Genomic DNA, 16,457 nt, shown 5'->3' on the forward strand with positions numbered 1-16,457 from the left:
AACGAATTAATTTTAGAATTATTCTAACAGTAAACTGATAATGTTTTTTTCATCCAATTTAGTTTCATGAAATTGAAGGAATTCATCTATTCCACCAAAATATTCTAGAACAGATTCCTTGTCAATAAAGCTCTTTTTCATGGTAGCAATATCATAAAATGAAGAGTTTTTATATTGTTTGAAATCATGTACAATGCCATGATTCTCTGGATTAAAATGGAGGTATTTAATAAGTTGGTTAAAATAAATTTCATCCTCTACCGCAATTCTTCTAAATGGGTTTTCAAATAGTCCTCCAGTTCGTTCATTGGTTTTATTAAATGCTTGGGCATAACAATTAAATAAAGTGGCAAATTGAAGGGAAATAAGTCTAGAAATATCAATTTGATTTCTTTGTTCAGTTTTAATTTTTTTGAACTCAAAAATTTCTTGTGCGGATTTTATTCGTAGAAGGAAATGAAAGTGGTTGCCCAATAAACAATAGGCATACGTATCAGCGATGGGTGAAATGTATTTTTGATATTTTCTCTTAAAGAATCGGTAGTTTCTATATTCTTTGAAAATTTTAGTTTTGTTGATTCCCCGGTTAAATACATGGTACAATTGATCTGGTACCATAGCTTCTGTGTTTTTCTTCATGATGTAAGTGGTTTAAGGTGAGGAGACAAATGTCATGAATTAGCTAGAATGTTAATCTAAAATAATTGGTAAAAAATATCAGAAATGTGATGAAAACTTTGAGTAAAAAAACTTAGCTTTATTGGCATTTCAACAACGCTGTCAAGGTTTGAAACCTTGACAGCGTTAAGGGAAAAAGATTCAGCAAAACACTCATCAATCATGCATATTTTTCTCCAAGTTCTTTTTATTTTAGTGCTATCTGGCTTAGGTTATTTGGTAGCGCAACGCTTTAAGCTTATTATAGCCACGGTACGGTTGGCTAAATCCATTGAGTTGCAAGATCGTCCTGCTGATCGATGGAAACGCGTATTTCTCTTAGCTTTTGGTCAAAAGAAAATGTTTCAAAAACCCTTGGTGGGAATATTTCACTTTTTAATATACATCGGGTTTGTTTTGATAAATATTGAAATATTGGAAATTGTCATCGATGGAATTCTAGGAACTCACCGGGTATTTGCCCCTTATTTAGGTTCTTTTTATCCCATTTTATTGAATTTTTTCGAACTTCTTTCATTCGGGGTGTTTATCGCTTGTGTCGTTTTTTTCCTTCGTCGTGGATTAGGTCAAGTGCAGCGTCTTCGATCGGATTCCCATCGGGAATTAAGAGGATTTCCCATCAAGGATGCCTACATCATTTTGGCCATTGAATGTATACTTATGTTAGCCCTTTGGACCATGAATGCCAGTGATGCAGTCTTACAAGCTAGGCAAATTGAGCATTTTGAGCCCGTGGGAGCATTTGTGGTGTCTGAGCATTTCATTCCTCTATTCACTCAATTTTCTACCCCAACTTTATTGGTTATTGAACGTGTGGCCTGGTGGTTTCACATTGTAGGGATTTTGAGTTTTGCTTTATACGTGACCTATTCCAAGCACTTGCATATTTTCTTTGCATTTCCTGCTGCTTATTTTTCAAGCTTAGAACCCCATAGCAAAATGAGTCCTATGCCTTCAGTTACCCATGAGGTAAAATTGATGCTAGGTCAACCTGTTGAGGAAAATACCACAAGCCCTGATCAATTGCGTTTTGGTGCGAAGGATGTCATGGATTTGAATTGGAAAAATGCTTTGGATGCCTATTCTTGTACCGAATGTGGCCGTTGTACCGAACAATGCCCTGCCAATCAAACGGGAAGGGCGCTGTCGCCAAGGAAGATCATGATGGATACTCGTGATCGTTTAGAGGAGGTAGGCAGTGTTTTGGCCAAAAATAAGGGTCAATGGGTGGATGATGGGAAGTCCTTATTAGGGGACTATATTTCAGCGGAGGAACTAAGAGCTTGTACTACCTGTCAGGCCTGCGTTGAAGCTTGCCCTATGGAATTATCACCCTTGAATATCATCTTGGCACTTCGCGGTTATCAAATCATGGAACAGTCTGACGCTCCTGCCGCTTGGAATAGTATGTTTTCTAATATAGAAACCAATCAAGCACCGTGGAAATTTAATCCAGGGGACCGTTTAAACTGGGCTAAATCCTAATCTTATGAAGAAAGTTTTTATACCCATCGTACTTGGCCTAATCTTATTTTTTACACTTGGCCCCAGTCCGCAGGAACCTACTTTATCTAGGGGCGTAACCTGGAAAAATATCCCAGATTCCCTTACTGCCTTATCTCAATATTTACATGATAAGGAGTCGGCTTTTCCTCAAATAAAAAAGAACAATGAGGCCAAAATTGTTTGGGCTGATTCGCTTCGTCCTAAAAAAACGAAATGGGTGTTTATGTACGTGCATGGTTTTTCTGCCTCGCACATGGAAGGAAATCCCGTACATCGTCAAATTGCTAAAACTTTTGGGGCTAATTTACTTTTGACTCGAGTGGCAGGTCATGGTTTTGCGACATCTGATAGTGTTTTTAAGCAGGTGACTGCAGATGATTTTTATGAAAGTGTGGAAAATCAATTGGCCATAGCCAAGAAAATGGGGGACCATGTAATTGTATTGGGGACTTCATTTGGAGGGTCTTTATCGCTTTCATTGGCCTCTCGACATCCTGAGATCAAGGCATTATTGCTTTATAGTCCTTGCATTGCCATTGCCGACCCAGCGGCTATTTTGATTGATAACCCATGGGGACTCCAATTGGCAAGAAAGGTTGTGGGTAGTGATTACCGGGATATTCCTGCACAAAATCCAGCCCATGATCAATATTGGAACCTACATTACCGTTTAGAAGGTGCGGTGGAATTGCAAAACTTTTTGACAAATCAAATGACGGATGAGGTATTTGAAAAGGTCAAATGTCCTGTCTTCATGGGATACTATTACCAAGATGAGGCCCATCAAGATCCCGTTGTTTCGGTAAAAGCTATGCGCCACATGTTTCCTTTTTTAGGGACAACACCAAACCAGAAAAAAGAAATGGCATTTCCTTTATCTGAAAATCACGTAATTACTTCTGATATTTTAGCGAAAAGAACAGATTTGCCTTTGAATGCTAGTATTCAATTTTTGAAAGAAATAGTTCACTTACCTTAATTTATGACACCCAATTTAATTCTCTATGCGGTCCCATTCTTTTTGATTACGGTCATCTTGGAATCCTATGTGGTGTTTAAACAACATCGGGATTTTGTAGAAACTAAAGATTCATTGACCTCCATAGGACTCGGTCTGGGTAATCTTTTCATAGGTTTACTGACGAAGTCGGTCATCTATGTTTGTTATTTTTATGTATACGATCATTGGAGGCTATTTGACCTTTCCATTTCTTGGTGGTGGGTTTGGGTCTTTGCTTTTTTTGCAGATGATTTTACTTATTATTGGTTCCATCGAATATCCCATGAGGTACGCTATTTTTGGGCATCTCACATGGTGCATCATTCCTCTCCAAAGTATAATTTAGCGGCTGCACTTCGACAAACCTGGACGGGGAATTTATCTGGGGCATTTTTATTTTATACCTGGATACTTTTAGTTGGGGTTCATCCTTTTATCGTATTCTTTTTTCAACAAATCAGTTTATTATATCAATATTGGATACATACCGAATTGATCAAAAAAATGCCAGCATGGTATGAATATATTTTTAACACCCCATCGCACCACCGGGTGCATCATGGAACTGATTTGGACTACCTAGATACTAATTATGCTGGTGTTTTAATAATTTGGGACCGAATGTTTGGCTCTTTTCAAGCAGAAAATCAAAGGCCGCATTATGGCTTAACGAAACAGATTGAAAGTTATAATCCGGCTAAGATTGCGTTTTTTGAATGGGTACAAATAATCAAAGATATTTTTCATGCAAATAACCTTAAAACTGCTTGGAATTATGTGGTAGGTCCTCCAGGATGGAGTCCGGACGGTTCTAGATTAACCGTAGAACAAATGCGTCAACAAAATAAGTTAAAAAAAGATGAGCAAGGAACTGAAGATTAGTACAATGGCTGAATGGGCCGCTAAAGGAGAAAGCCCAGAATTTTTATTTTGGGTGGGTTGTGCAGGTTCATTTGATGATCGTCATAAAAAAGTAACTAGAGCATTTTGTGAAATATTACAAAGCCTAGAAATCTCCTTTGCGGTGCTGGGAACCGAAGAGTCTTGCACTGGAGACCCTGCTCGTAGAAGTGGCAATGAATTTTTATTCCAAATGCAGGCTATGTCCAACATTGAGGTGCTGAATATGTATGGGGTAAAAAAAATTGTCACAGCATGCCCTCATTGCTTCAATACCTTAAAAAATGAATATCCTGAATTAGGTGGTACTTATGAGGTGATACATCATAGCCAATTATTGGCGGAATTATTAGCTGCAGGTAAAATCCAATTGAAAGAGGAAGAGAAAGAAGCGGTAGCCTTCCATGATTCCTGTTACCTTGGACGAGGAAATGGAATTTATGAAGCACCTCGGGAAATAATTCAAGGCTTAAAAAAGGAACTAAAAGAACTGAAAAGTTGTAGAACTAAAGGTTTATGTTGTGGCGCTGGGGGAGCACAATTATTTAAGGAGCCAGAGGAGGGGAGTATCGACATTCAAACTAAGCGTTCTCAAGAAATCATTGATTCGGGTGTGCAAAAGGTAGCGCTAGCTTGTCCTTTTTGTATGGTCATGATTCAAGATGGATTGAACAAACACGGAAAAGATAAAGAAATACAAGTAGTTGATTTGGCTGAATTGGTTCAGCAAACCATGATATAAAAATATGAACATAGAATTTCAAGAATTACCCAACCATGCACGAGTTTGGATTTACCAAGCAAATAGAGCTTTCAATGAACATGAATATGCTTTTGTTCAATCCTATTTGAAGCAAGCTGTACTTGATTGGAATGCACATGGAGTACCCTTGTCGGGCTCCTTTCAAATTCGTTATCATCAAATCATCGTGATTGCCGTAGATGAGCAGCACCATGCGGCTTCGGGCTGTTCTATTGATGCTTCTACTGGCTGGTTTAAAGATTTGGCCTTTCAGTTAGGTATTGATTTCTTCGATCGATCAGTGGCATTGGTCCAAGGAGAGACGCTCAGGTTATTTCCATTATTGGGAATTAAACAAGCCGTAGCTGAGGGTCAAATCACTCCCGATTCATTAATTGCTGTTCCTCAAGTTAAAGATTTAGGCGAATATCGAACCCAATGGCCAGTTAGTGCAAAGGATTCTTGGCTTAAAAAGTATTTTGTAGAGAAATTCGTTTAGTGCTATGGCGGAAGATTTACACATAGTTGAAGGTAGCCGAGCGGATAAATATCAGGCGCTAATTCCTCAAGTGGAAGCGCTTATCCAAGGGGAAACGGATTTATATGCCAACCTCGCCAATATTGCGGCAGCAATCCATGCGTATTTTGGTTTTTTCTGGGTAGGCTTTTATTTGAATAAGCAGGATCAATTGGTTTTAGGACCTTTTCAGGGGCCTGTGGCTTGTACCCGAATTCCCTATCACAAAGGCGTTTGTGGGCATGCCTATCGTACTCAAGAAAGTATTATCGTTCCCAATGTGGATGAATTTCCAGGCCATATTGCTTGTGCCTCTGCATCTAAATCGGAAATTGTATTGCCGGTCATGGATTCAGCAGGGGAAGTGCTGATGGTTCTAGATGTGGATTCAGACCTATTGGATGATTTTAGTGAAATAGACCGAGAAGGTTTACAAGCCATTATTGATCTAATCGAAAAAAATTATTCGACCTGGGTGTAAACCCTTAGCTTAGCGGTTTCATTCCCATGGCAATCCATTCTTCTTTTGATGGGCCATACATGCCTGGTACACTGAGACCTTCTTGTCTTATCAATACACTTAATTGTCCACGATGGTGAGTTTGATGACGAATCAAAATACTCAATACCGCACCTCTTGTCCACTGCTCTCCATACATAGGAACTTGCTCGCTAAGCATTTCATCGGTCCAGTGATTTTTTAATGCTAGGAGTAAAGAATCAGATGATTTTTGGTATTCAGTAATTAATTGGTTTAAATCATTCTTTTCCTTAGTCGCATCCACGATCCCATCTACTTCTTTTAATCCTGCCTGATGTAATAACTCAGCAATGGATTCTGTAATATGCCAGGATAAACGGGCTATACTTCTGAAGTTTTCACTAGGATTATCTAAGAATTCCCCTGCCTTCATGGCTTGAAACATCTTAATGGTGCTTTCAGATTCATAGGTCCAAGCACGATAAAAATCCGTTAATTTTCTAAACATGGCTGTCGATTTTTACTAAATTAAGCCAAGGGAAGGAATCTTCCTAGGTAGAATTAACTAAAGATGATGAATGGGGTTATTTTAATCTAGCAATGACGGTTTCACCTCCTACAGGCTTATCGTCTAATTTGACACAGATTTCCGCATCTAGCGGAAGGTAGATGTCAATTCGACTTCCGAATTTAATGAAGCCGAATTCGGTGCCTTGGATAACTGCATCTCCTTCTTTGGCATACCAACAAATTCTTTTGGCTAATGCCCCTGCAATTTGTCTGAATAATACCTCTGTTCCGTTTTCATGCTTAACCACATAGGTAGTACGCTCATTTTCAGTACTGGATTTAGGATGCCAAGCAACCAGGTATTTACCTGGATGGTATTTGAAATAAGAAACGATACCAGAAATCGGATTAAAGTTGATATGTACGTTAATTGGTGACATGAAAATGGACACCTGTCTGCGTTTATCTTTGAAATATTCGGTCTCAACAGCCTCTTCTATAACTACCACTTTACCATCAGCTGGGGCAATAATATCTTGAGGGTTGATGTTAGTAACACGTTTGGGAACTCGGAAAAATTGTAGCAAAAGCAAGTAAAAGATGGCAGTTATGACAACCACCGCTTCCCTTATGTAAACTTGTTCTGGTAGAAAATAAGCCACTAAAGCATTTATAGCTAAAACGATAATGATGGCTGTCAATAAGATAGTTTTTCCTTCTCTGTGTAGGGTCATAAGCGATTTATATGGTTTAATCCAATGGATGGACTAAACTTTAATGCGTAAAATTAGCCATTTTTGTTGAAAAATTGGGCATTGCCATTCAATCTATTCCTAAGAATGTGACAATTTTGCTTGAAAAAATTGCATTTTTATCATCCATATTAACTTAAACATGCGAATACGCTATTACATTTTAGCTCTTTTTTTATTGATACAAGTAAATGTTTTAGCTCAAGCATTGGAATGGTTTAGTCCAAGTACAGGATATTTTTATAAAATTGATTTTGAAAGTAATCACTTATTAAGAATTAAAAATGGGCTTCCTTGGTCGAATCTAGGAGTAATATCCCTTGAAAATGTTGAAAGAGCAGATTTGATTTCGGCGAATTATGCGGTTAAAGAATTTAAAATTGAAAATTCTGACTGGGCATATTTATTAATTTATTGTACCAACCAAGTATATCAAATTAATAAAAAACAACTAATACTTAAGCGAATAGACAATACCTATTATCGAGGAGCTAATTGCTTAAGCCATTCATTTTACCGAAACGGAATTCTATATTCTTTTGGAGGATATGGATTTTGGACCTCCACCAATATACTGACCAAATATAACGCGGATGGAAAAGAATGGTTGAGCATTCAAGCCAAGGGGGACGTCCCTGCTGCCATCACCATGGGCTTGACGGCTTATGTTCCAAGTCGGGACAGGTTTATAACCATGGCAAACCACTTAATCAATGATACGGACACCAAGCACAATGATTTGGTTGATTGGGACATCTATGAGTACAATTTTGAAAATAGTGAATTTGTCATCAAGGGGAGCATTGAATTGGAGGAAATTAAATCCTTTCTGGAAAAGGATATAACTCGACATTATTTATTCAATGGTCGTTATTTCATTTTATTAGATAAAGCTGGTGGAGATAAGAACTATGATGCCATCTACATCATTGATGTCCTAGATGACTTTAAAACCTATAGTTGGAAAAATAGTAAACGCTTGGTTATAGAAGGCCCCAATAGCGGAAATTTTGACAAGGCATTGCATATTAATGGAGATACTTTGATTTGGACCAATTTATCTTACCAATCCTCTCCAAATAATATTAAAAATTATCGGATGATGGTGAATGAGGTACTTCGGGAATCGGAATATTTAGGTAAACTAAATCAAGTTCCTTGGTATCAGTCCATTATCGAGGGGTCTTATATATTATTAGCCCTCGGTTTTATCGTTCTAGTTATCTTTTTATTCCAAAAATGGAAAAAAAGAAAATTGGCTAAGCACTTAAAAATCATGTTGGGAGAAAATGAAAAAATGCTTTTGGATTTTCTGCTTTTGAATTATTCCACCGGATTTGTTTCTGGTCATCAAATCATCGCGTTTTTCGGCAAACATAAAAGTTCGCCTGAGTCGCAACGTCAATTTAGAGCCAAAATGTTTGAGAATTTGACAAAAACACTGCGTCTTCTACTAGGGAAGGACCAGATCTTAGATGTACATACCGATGAGAAAGATCAACGTATGTATACCTACCGGTTAAATTCAGATGTTTATCAAATTCTCAAATCATTATAAATTCTTCAAAAGAAAATTGGTCATCATTTGATATAAATGATAACGGGTGTTTCCTCCTGCAATGCTGTGGTTCCTATTGGGATAATAGAAACTTTGGAATTGTTTATTTGCCTTGATTAAAGCCTCTTGCAAAGCCACGGCATTTTGAAAATGCACATTATCATCGCCAGTTCCATGAACCAGTAGGAGATTTCCTTTCAATTTATTGACATGATTTACTGGTGAATTATCATCATAGCCCTTCGCATTTTCTTGAGGAGTTCTTTGGTATCGCTCCGTATAAATGCTATCATAAAAACGCCAGTTAGTCACCGGGGCTACCGAAATAGCTGCTTTAAACACGTCGGCTCCTTGCATTAAGCAGTTGGACGACATAAATCCGCCATAGCTCCATCCCCATATTCCGATACGCGAGGCATCTACATAAGGTGATTTTGCTAAATATTGGGCTGAGTAAATTTGATCTTGCACTTCGATTTTTCCCAAATTCTGGTAAGTGATTTTTTTGAAATCTACTCCTCGCGCACCCGTACCACGATTATCCACACAATAGATTAAATATCCCTTGTCTAATAATGTTTGATACCAATAAAAATCATTACTAACCGGATAAGCATCCAATACTTGTTGGCTTCCTGGGCCACCATAGACATGCATTAACACCGGGTATTTTTTGTTGGGGTCAAAGTTTTTAGGCTTGATGGTATAGGCGTTTAAATTTTCCCCATTAGCTAAAGGAACTTGGAAAAACTCACGGGTAGCTATGCCATAGTCTTTTAACTGTTGCTTTAACTTATTATTTTCTTCCAATACACGAATCAAGGTTCCTTGACTACTCTTTAAGCTGATTTGTAAAGGTTCTTTCGCGGAACTAAAATACAGCATGTAAAAGGAAAAATCAGGGCTAAAGTTGGCCGTATTGGTACCCGCATGCTGAGAAATCATTTGGAAGTTAGAACCATCCAATTGAATTTTATACACTTCTCTTTGAATGGCTGATTTAGCAGCGGCGTTGAAATAAAGTGTTTGACTTTTTTCATCAAATCCATAAAAATCATCTACGTCCCAATTCCCTTTGGTGATGGGTTCCACTTTTCTGGTCGCGATATCGGCAATGTACAAATGTTTGAAACCCGATTTTTCTGAGGATAAAATAAACCGCTTTTGGTCAGATAAATAGGTGATATCGTTTCCAATGGCCTCAATTTCTAAAGAAGTGTTACTTCTTTCTTCATAAATCAATTGGGAGCTACCATCCTTGGCGGAGGCATGTAGGATTTCCATGTGATTTTGTAAGCGATTTAAACGAATGAAAGAAACCCAATCGGAACTAGCTGTCCACTTCATTCTAGGAATGTATTGGTCCTTATCTTTTCCAACTTGGATGGCGATGTTTTTTTGACTTGTCAACGAATATACACTAAGGCTAACTATGGAATTAGCTTCCCCTGCTTTAGGGTATTTAAAGCGATAATCTTTCGGGTATAATTCGCCCCACATTTGCATATTGTATTCCGGAACCTTTGTTTCGTCAAAGGTATAATAGGCTATTTTTTTGCTATCTGGAGACCATTGGAAGGCTTTAGCAAAAGAAAATTCCTCTTCATACACCCAATCACAAGCACCATGAATGATGTGATTAAATTTCCCAGATGTGGTAATTGCCTTCTCTTTGCCGGTAGTTAAATCCACTAAGAAAAGGTTATTGTCTCTGACAAAAGCTACTTTTTTTCCATCGGGGGAAAAACTAGCATGCATCTGTTTACCCGATTTAGATAAAGGAACAATCGATTTATTTTGGCGATCAAAAATGAAATTATTCTCTTTTGAACTGCGTCGATAGATTTGTTCCGACTCGGTAGAAATTAAGATTTTTAGTTCATCGGAAGAAAGACTAAATGATTGGACATTGATTTTTTTACCTCCCACTCGATGTATTTCTTCATCAAAAAGCACTTCTGAGTTTTTAGGATCTACCACCGAGTATTTAATGATTTTGCCTTCTTTTAATTCGGTATAATGTTGCCCATCTTTGGTCCAATTTAAGTTCTGAATGCTTCTTTGGCGGAAGGTATAATTTTGCCAAACATCTTCTAAACTAACACTTTTTTGAGCTAAGCTCACATGAGCCAATAGAAATAGAACAGCCAAGCTGAAGGTGCGGTAATAACGTAGAATCATAGGTATGTTTAGTCTTGAAAAATCACGATCGGACTTGTCTCAATCGTGTTACTTTGATGAAATGCTTTGTCTTTAATGGAAATACGGAAAGCCAATGTGTCGTTTTTCTCGGTGAATTCAGGGGAATAACCCTTGTAAAATGCATACACAAATTGGGTGGAATAGGAAATAGATCCCTCGATGGGTCCTGGTTTTTGATCAGGTTTGAATGGGAAATTCATCAGACCTCCTAATTTGGGGCTAAATGTTACGGGAATAAAACGTCCATTTTTCCTTAATAGCACATCTACCTCAAAGTTGCGGTAATCTTTGTATTTAGGATCTGAATTTTTCTCCGCCGTAGTAATGCCTAAATCCCCATCTCCATCTTGAAACTTGATGGTCATCACGACCGAATCTATTTTGGCTTTACCTCCAAAACCGTCATTGCTGATTTTAGTAATCTTCTTGATGGATTCAAATTCAATGCTAGGCGTAGTGCTATAATCCGGTTCTTGTACGCAGGCAATGAACGCCCAAGCGCATAATACAAAGAGTGTGATGAGACTACCTAGTTTAATCATGAAGATTCGGTGGTAATTAGAAGCGTAAAGTTAATGATTTGCATTAATTTTGTGCATAATTTCAAAAAAAGCTATGCAGCGAGGAAACGAAGATTGGGAAAGCCTTTCTTTGAGCTTAAAAAAACGAGTAAGTCAGATGGAGAATGCTGATTTTGACACACTCGCTTTGGACGTTTTTCGCTATCAATCTACGCACAATCCCCTTTACCAATTATACTTGAGTTTATTGGGGGTAGATGCTGAAGGTATCACCTCAATCAGGGATATTCCTTTTTTACCCATTGAATTATTTAAAAACCACCTTGTTCAAACAGGTTTTGCCCCCATTTTATTTCAGTTTGAAAGTTCAGGTACCACAGGTCAAATTCCCTCTAAACACATTGTTTGTGATCCATCATTTTATCAAAATCAAGCTAAAAAGATATTTGAAGCAAATTATGGGTCATTAAAAGACTACCATATTTTTGCGCTTTTGCCTTCCTATTTAGAAAGAAGTACATCTTCCTTGGTGTTCATGATGGACTATTTCATTAAAGAGTCTCAATCTAACGTAGCTGGTTTTTATCTTAACCAATACGATGCTTTGGTGGAGAATGTTAAGGCTGCTTTAAAAACTCACAGGAAGATATGGTTGATGGGCGTTACTTTTGGCTTATTGGATTGGGTGGATTCAGGTCAAGATTTTTCATTTTGGAAGGAAGCCGTTGCCTCAGGAAGAATCATGGTCATGGAAACTGGAGGTATGAAAGGTCGTAGAACAGAATGGTTACGCGAAGAGGTCCATGCTTTTCTTCAAGAGAAAATGCATTTGACACAGGTAGCTTCTGAATACGGAATGACAGAATTGTTCTCTCAAGCCTATGCCGATAAAGCTGGCGTGTTTACTCCCGGAATTAGTATGCGTGTATTATTGAGGGAAGTAAATGACCCCTTTGGACAAGTAACTCAGGCGGGTAGAGTGGGAGGTATTAAAGTAATTGATTTGGCTAATATTGATTCTTGTTCTTTTATTGAAACAAAAGATCTAGGTTCGTTGGAGCCTGATGGTGTAAGGTTTAAAGTGCTGGGCCGTTTTGATAATTCGGAACAAAGGGGTTGTAACCTTATGTTGGCTCAAGGATGGGGAACAAGCCAAGAGGAACCATCCTCATAAAACTCATTTTTCCAAATAGGAACTTCTTCTTTTAGGCGGTCAATCAACCACTGGCAAGCTTGAAAGGCTTCTGCTCGGTGCACACAAGTAACTCCAATCAAAACGGCTATGTCACCAATTTGCAAAGGACCCGTTCGGTGAGCCATAACTACTTTTTGGATGGGCCACTGGCTTCCTGCTTGATCAATCAGCAGGTTGATTTGTTTCACTGCCATGGGAGGATAAGCCTCCATATCCAATGATTTCACTTCTTTATTTTGATTTTTATTTCGAATGGTACCAATGAATAAGCAAATTCCTCCAGCTACATCGTCTTGTAGAAAAGGATAAAATTCATCCAATCGGATAGCTTGATCCAATAATGCCACTTTTCTTTCCATCTTAAACTTTTCGTTGGTATGTTAAAAAACTATACTGATAGGGATTTTTTTCATCTGTTATTCCTCTTTCTGTTTGAATGATTTCCCAATCTTGGCTTGTAATTTCAGGAAAATAGGTGTCTCCGTCAAAATAATCATGTAATCGAGTGAGGATGATTTGGTCTGCCCTTTCCATGGCTTGCTTGTATATTTCGGCTCCTCCAATAATGAAAACATCACTTCTGGATAAACTCTGGGCTTTCAAGATAGCTTCATCCAAGGACTGACATAGAATAATCCCTTCGGCATTTAATTTACTTTGCCGACTAACCACCAAATTATTTCGGTTGGGTAAGGCTTTTCCAATCGAATCAAACGTTTTTCTTCCCATGATGATGGAATGTCCCGAGGTCAAATTTTTGAAATGTTTCAAGTCGGCCGGAAGGTGCCAAATGAGTTGATTATTTTTGCCGATGACGTTTTTTTCATCACAAGCCACGATTATCTTGATCACGGGATTTGAATTTTTATCAAAATTACGGGAAATAATGGGACGAAATGAAATCAAATGAGTGAAAAGCTCTATAAGCTTAAAATTCCTGATTTTTATTTTCAAGAACGTTTCCCAATTCGGGCTTCAACTGCTAACTTTGTACAATTTTTGAGCCTAAGTGTAAAGGTCAAAAAATTTGTTTTCTATTGATACAAAATAAATTCATCCCGTGCCAAAAGATTTATCTATCCGTTCCGTCCTGATTATCGGTTCTGGTCCTATTGTAATTGGTCAAGCCTGTGAGTTTGATTATTCTGGTTCTCAAGCAGCTCGTTCATTACGAGAAGAAGGAATCGAAGTGATTCTGATCAATTCCAACCCTGCTACCATCATGACGGATCCTATGAATGCCGATCATGTGTATTTGAAGCCATTAGATAGAGCTTCCATCATTCACATTTTGGAGAGGCATCAAATAGATGCTGTATTACCTACCATGGGTGGACAAACTGCTTTGAACTTGGCGATAGACTGTGAAGAAGCAGGAGTTTGGCAAAAATATGGAGTAAAAATTATTGGGGTTGACATCAAGGCCATTGAGACAACAGAAGATCGCGAGAAATTCCGTTTGAAAATGTTGGAATTGGGTGTGGGAGTGTGTAAAGGTAGAACAGCCCGTTCTTTCCTGGAGGGTAAAGAGATTGCTCAAGAAACAGGTTTTCCATTAGTTATTCGTCCTTCTTTCACCTTAGGTGGAACAGGGGGTGGTTTCGTGAATGATCCCAAAGATTTTGATGCTGCTTTGAATAAAGGTTTGCATGCGTCTCCTACGCACGAGGTTTTAGTAGAACAGTCCATCATGGGCTGGAAGGAATATGAATTGGAGCTATTACGTGACAATTTAGGAAACGTTATCATCATTTGCTCGATTGAGAATTTTGACCCTATGGGTATTCATACGGGAGACTCCATCACGGTGGCTCCTGCCATGACTTTACCAGATACCATATACCAGCGCATGCGTGATATGGCCATCATGATGATGAACGCCATTGGTAAATTTGCAGGAGGTTGCAACGTACAGTTTGCATTGAACCCAGAGACGGATGAAATCATCGCTATTGAAATCAATCCACGTGTTTCTCGTTCTTCTGCTCTAGCATCTAAAGCAACGGGTTATCCTATTGCAAAAATTGCCGCTAAAATGGCAATCGGTTATAACTTAGATGAGTTGACCAACGCCATTACTGGTACTACCTCGGCTTATTTTGAGCCTGCTTTAGACTATGTAATTGTGAAAGTTCCTCGTTGGAATTTTGATAAATTTAAGGGCGCAGATCGTTCATTGGGCCTTCAAATGAAGTCAGTAGGTGAGACCATGGGAATTGGTCGTAATTTCCAGGAAGCCTTACAAAAAGCTTGTCAATCACTTGAAATTAAGCGTAATGGTTTAGGTGCGGATGGAAAAGAATTGAGAGATCAGGATGCCATCATGCATTCATTGGCCAATCCATCTTGGAACCGTTTGTTCCATGTGTATGATGCCTTTAAAATGGGTATTTCTTTCAAAACCATTCAGCAATTGACCAAAATTGATAAATGGTTCTTATACCAAATCGAAGATTTAGTTCGTGTAGAAAAGGAAATTGAACGATATACTTTGGCGACCATTCCAACGGATTTATTGGAAGAAGCGAAGCATAAGGGTTTTGCTGACCGTCAGATTGCCCATGCGATGCGTTGCCTAGAATCAGAAGTGTATGATAAGCGTAATAACCTTGGCATCAAGCGACTATACAAGTGTGTGGATACCTGCGCAGCGGAGTTTGAAGCGAAAACGCCATATTACTATTCTACTTTTGGACAAAGTACGGAATCCATGGATAATGAGTCTAAGTCATCTGACCGTAAGAAAGTCGTTGTCTTAGGATCAGGCCCTAACCGTATTGGACAGGGTATCGAGTTTGATTATTCTTGTGTGCACGGTGTTTTAGCAGCTAAAGAAGCGGGTTATGAAACGATCATGATCAATTCTAATCCGGAAACAGTTTCTACGGATTTTGATATTGCGGATAAATTATACTTTGAACCTGTATTCTGGGAGCATGTTTATGACATCATTCAGCACGAAAAGCCAGAAGGGGTGATTGTGCAATTGGGTGGACAAACGGCTTTGAAATTAGCAGAGAAATTATCGAAATACGGAATTAAAATCTTAGGTACCTCATTTGAAGCCTTGGATTTGGCTGAGGATCGTGGTGCATTCTCTAGTCTTTTGAAAGACTTGGATATTCCTTATCCTAAGTTTGGGGTATGTGAAGATGCTGATAATGCTGTGCTTTTAGGTCGTGAGTTAGGATACCCCTTGTTGGTTCGTCCAAGTTATGTTTTGGGAGGTCAATCCATGAAGATTGTCATCAACGAGCAAGAGTTGGAACAACATGTGGTGGATATTTTACGCGATATTCCAGGCAATAAAATTTTATTAGATCACTTCCTTGAGAATGCGATTGAAGCGGAGGCGGATGCTATTTGTGATGGTGAAGATGTATACATCATTGGTGTTATGGAACATATTGAGCCAGCAGGAATTCACTCGGGAGACTCCCACTCTGTATTACCTCCATTTGATTTATCGGAGCATGTTCTCAAGCAAATAGAGGATCATACGAAGAAAATAGCCGTGGCTTTAAAAACGAAAGGCTTGTTAAATATTCAATTTGCTGTAAAAAATGAAATAGTCTACATCATTGAAGCCAATCCAAGGGCCTCCAGAACTGTACCTTTCATTTGTAAAGCATACCAAGAGCCTTATGTCAATTATGCGACTAAGGTGATGTTGGGAGATAAAAAAGTAAAGGATTTTGACTTCAAACCCGTTAAAAAAGGATACGCTATCAAAATTCCTGTATTTTCTTTCAATAAATTCCCAAATGTCAACATGGAATTAGGTCCCGAGATGAAGTCTACCGGAGAAGCCATTTATTTCATTGATGATTTGAAAGATGAGTTTTTTAGAAAGGTGTATGGGGAACGAAATTTATATTTAAGTCGTTAATAGACA

The 16,457-nt window shown here is 38.4% G+C and carries 16 protein-coding genes; 9 read left to right on the forward strand and 7 right to left on the reverse strand.

Annotated features, from left to right (window positions below):
• Positions 1–18: 18 nt before the first annotated feature.
• A complete protein-coding gene (locus ACST15_RS07915) occupies positions 19–639 on the reverse strand; it encodes a transposase (RefSeq protein WP_459454120.1) in 621 nt (206 codons plus the stop codon).
• Positions 640–840: 201 nt separating this feature from the next.
• On the opposite strand from ACST15_RS07915, the gene ACST15_RS07920 reads away from it, so the two are divergent.
• From ACST15_RS07920 to ACST15_RS07945, 6 genes are read left to right on the forward strand one after another with little or no spacing between them, the layout of a single operon-like run.
• The gene (locus ACST15_RS07920; RefSeq protein WP_459454121.1) at positions 841–2,163 is read left to right on the forward strand and encodes a 4Fe-4S dicluster domain-containing protein; all 1,323 of its coding nucleotides are present in this window, start codon (positions 841–843) and stop codon (positions 2,161–2,163) included.
• A gap of 4 nt (positions 2,164–2,167) precedes the next feature.
• Positions 2,168–3,163 carry an alpha/beta hydrolase gene (locus ACST15_RS07925; RefSeq protein WP_459454122.1) on the forward strand — a complete coding sequence of 332 codons (996 nt, stop codon included), beginning with the start codon at positions 2,168–2,170 and terminating at the stop codon, positions 3,161–3,163.
• Positions 3,164–3,166: 3 nt separating this feature from the next.
• Positions 3,167–4,066: a sterol desaturase family protein gene (locus ACST15_RS07930; protein WP_459454123.1), complete on the forward strand. Its 900-nt coding sequence runs from the start codon at positions 3,167–3,169 to the stop codon at positions 4,064–4,066.
• The gene (locus tag ACST15_RS07935) at positions 4,044–4,826 is read left to right on the forward strand and encodes a (Fe-S)-binding protein (protein WP_459454124.1); all 783 of its coding nucleotides are present in this window, start codon (positions 4,044–4,046) and stop codon (positions 4,824–4,826) included. Before ACST15_RS07930 ends, ACST15_RS07935 begins: the two co-directional genes overlap by 23 nt.
• A gap of 4 nt (positions 4,827–4,830) precedes the next feature.
• Positions 4,831–5,325: a hypothetical protein gene (locus ACST15_RS07940; protein ID WP_459454125.1), complete on the forward strand. Its 495-nt coding sequence runs from the start codon at positions 4,831–4,833 to the stop codon at positions 5,323–5,325.
• A 4-nt stretch (positions 5,326–5,329) separates the two neighbouring features.
• Complete coding sequence (locus ACST15_RS07945; RefSeq protein WP_459454126.1) at positions 5,330–5,824, forward strand: GAF domain-containing protein; 495 nt, start codon at positions 5,330–5,332, stop codon at positions 5,822–5,824.
• 4 nt (positions 5,825–5,828) lie between these two features.
• On the opposite strand, the gene ACST15_RS07950 is transcribed toward ACST15_RS07945, so the two are convergent.
• Together ACST15_RS07950 and ACST15_RS07955 are read right to left on the reverse strand one after the other, a co-directional pair.
• The gene (locus ACST15_RS07950; protein ID WP_459454127.1) at positions 5,829–6,332 is read right to left on the reverse strand and encodes a DinB family protein; all 504 of its coding nucleotides are present in this window, start codon (positions 6,330–6,332) and stop codon (positions 5,829–5,831) included.
• Positions 6,333–6,408: 76 nt separating this feature from the next.
• Positions 6,409–7,068 (reverse strand): phosphatidylserine decarboxylase family protein, encoded by a 660-nt coding sequence (locus tag ACST15_RS07955; protein ID WP_459454128.1) that lies wholly within the window; start codon positions 7,066–7,068, stop codon positions 6,409–6,411.
• 160 nt (positions 7,069–7,228) lie between these two features.
• Here ACST15_RS07955 and ACST15_RS07960 point away from each other — a divergent pair, with 160 nt between their 5' ends.
• Positions 7,229–8,644 (forward strand): hypothetical protein, encoded by a 1,416-nt coding sequence (locus ACST15_RS07960; RefSeq protein ID WP_459454129.1) that lies wholly within the window; start codon positions 7,229–7,231, stop codon positions 8,642–8,644.
• On the opposite strand, the gene ACST15_RS07965 is transcribed toward ACST15_RS07960, so the two are convergent.
• Entirely contained in the window at positions 8,639–10,825 is a 2,187-nt protein-coding gene (locus tag ACST15_RS07965; RefSeq protein WP_459454130.1) for a S9 family peptidase, read from the reverse strand. The two genes, ACST15_RS07960 and ACST15_RS07965, sit on opposite strands and share 6 nt — an antisense overlap.
• A gap of 8 nt (positions 10,826–10,833) precedes the next feature.
• Positions 10,834–11,388 carry a hypothetical protein gene (locus tag ACST15_RS07970; RefSeq protein WP_459454131.1) on the reverse strand — a complete coding sequence of 185 codons (555 nt, stop codon included), beginning with the start codon at positions 11,386–11,388 and terminating at the stop codon, positions 10,834–10,836.
• A 73-nt stretch (positions 11,389–11,461) separates the two neighbouring features.
• Between ACST15_RS07970 and ACST15_RS07975 the strand changes: the two genes are divergently transcribed.
• On the forward strand, positions 11,462–12,541 hold the full coding sequence (locus tag ACST15_RS07975; protein ID WP_459454132.1) for a LuxE/PaaK family acyltransferase: 1,080 nt from the start codon (positions 11,462–11,464) through the stop codon (positions 12,539–12,541).
• Here the strand turns inward: ACST15_RS07975 and ACST15_RS07980 are convergent.
• Both ACST15_RS07980 and ACST15_RS07985 read right to left on the reverse strand, forming a co-directional pair.
• Positions 12,502–12,921 carry a molybdenum cofactor biosynthesis protein MoaE gene (locus ACST15_RS07980; RefSeq protein ID WP_459454133.1) on the reverse strand — a complete coding sequence of 140 codons (420 nt, stop codon included), beginning with the start codon at positions 12,919–12,921 and terminating at the stop codon, positions 12,502–12,504. The two genes, ACST15_RS07975 and ACST15_RS07980, sit on opposite strands and share 40 nt — an antisense overlap.
• A 1-nt stretch (position 12,922) precedes the next feature.
• Complete coding sequence (locus ACST15_RS07985; protein ID WP_459454134.1) at positions 12,923–13,414, reverse strand: dihydrofolate reductase; 492 nt, start codon at positions 13,412–13,414, stop codon at positions 12,923–12,925.
• Positions 13,415–13,622: 208 nt separating this feature from the next.
• On the opposite strand from ACST15_RS07985, the gene carB reads away from it, so the two are divergent.
• Complete coding sequence (gene carB / locus ACST15_RS07990) at positions 13,623–16,451, forward strand: carbamoyl-phosphate synthase large subunit (protein WP_459454135.1); 2,829 nt, start codon at positions 13,623–13,625, stop codon at positions 16,449–16,451.
• The last annotated feature ends 6 nt before the right edge of the window (positions 16,452–16,457 follow it).

This window comes from Aquirufa sp. Wall-65K1 (genome assembly GCF_054558475.1).

Excerpts from the sequence above, each read along its gene's own strand:
- ACST15_RS07945 (WP_459454126.1), top strand. The coding sequence starts at position 5,330 with ATGGCGGAAGATTTACACATAGTTGAAGGTAGCCGAGCGGATAAATAT.
- ACST15_RS07960 (WP_459454129.1), top strand. The coding sequence starts at position 7,229 with ATGCGAATACGCTATTACATTTTAGCTCTTTTTTTATTGATACAAGTA.
- ACST15_RS07925 (WP_459454122.1), top strand. The coding sequence starts at position 2,168 with ATGAAGAAAGTTTTTATACCCATCGTACTTGGCCTAATCTTATTTTTT.
- ACST15_RS07935 (WP_459454124.1), top strand. The coding sequence starts at position 4,044 with ATGAGCAAGGAACTGAAGATTAGTACAATGGCTGAATGGGCCGCTAAA.
- ACST15_RS07930 (WP_459454123.1), top strand. The coding sequence starts at position 3,167 with ATGACACCCAATTTAATTCTCTATGCGGTCCCATTCTTTTTGATTACG.
- ACST15_RS07970 (WP_459454131.1), bottom strand. The coding sequence starts at position 11,388 with ATGATTAAACTAGGTAGTCTCATCACACTCTTTGTATTATGCGCTTGG.
- ACST15_RS07920 (WP_459454121.1), top strand. The coding sequence starts at position 841 with ATGCATATTTTTCTCCAAGTTCTTTTTATTTTAGTGCTATCTGGCTTA.
- ACST15_RS07965 (WP_459454130.1), bottom strand. The coding sequence starts at position 10,825 with ATGATTCTACGTTATTACCGCACCTTCAGCTTGGCTGTTCTATTTCTA.
- ACST15_RS07980 (WP_459454133.1), bottom strand. The coding sequence starts at position 12,921 with ATGGAAAGAAAAGTGGCATTATTGGATCAAGCTATCCGATTGGATGAA.
- ACST15_RS07940 (WP_459454125.1), top strand. The coding sequence starts at position 4,831 with ATGAACATAGAATTTCAAGAATTACCCAACCATGCACGAGTTTGGATT.
- ACST15_RS07950 (WP_459454127.1), bottom strand. The coding sequence starts at position 6,332 with ATGTTTAGAAAATTAACGGATTTTTATCGTGCTTGGACCTATGAATCT.
- ACST15_RS07955 (WP_459454128.1), bottom strand. The coding sequence starts at position 7,068 with ATGACCCTACACAGAGAAGGAAAAACTATCTTATTGACAGCCATCATT.
- ACST15_RS07975 (WP_459454132.1), top strand. The coding sequence starts at position 11,462 with ATGCAGCGAGGAAACGAAGATTGGGAAAGCCTTTCTTTGAGCTTAAAA.
- ACST15_RS07915 (WP_459454120.1), bottom strand. The coding sequence starts at position 639 with ATGAAGAAAAACACAGAAGCTATGGTACCAGATCAATTGTACCATGTA.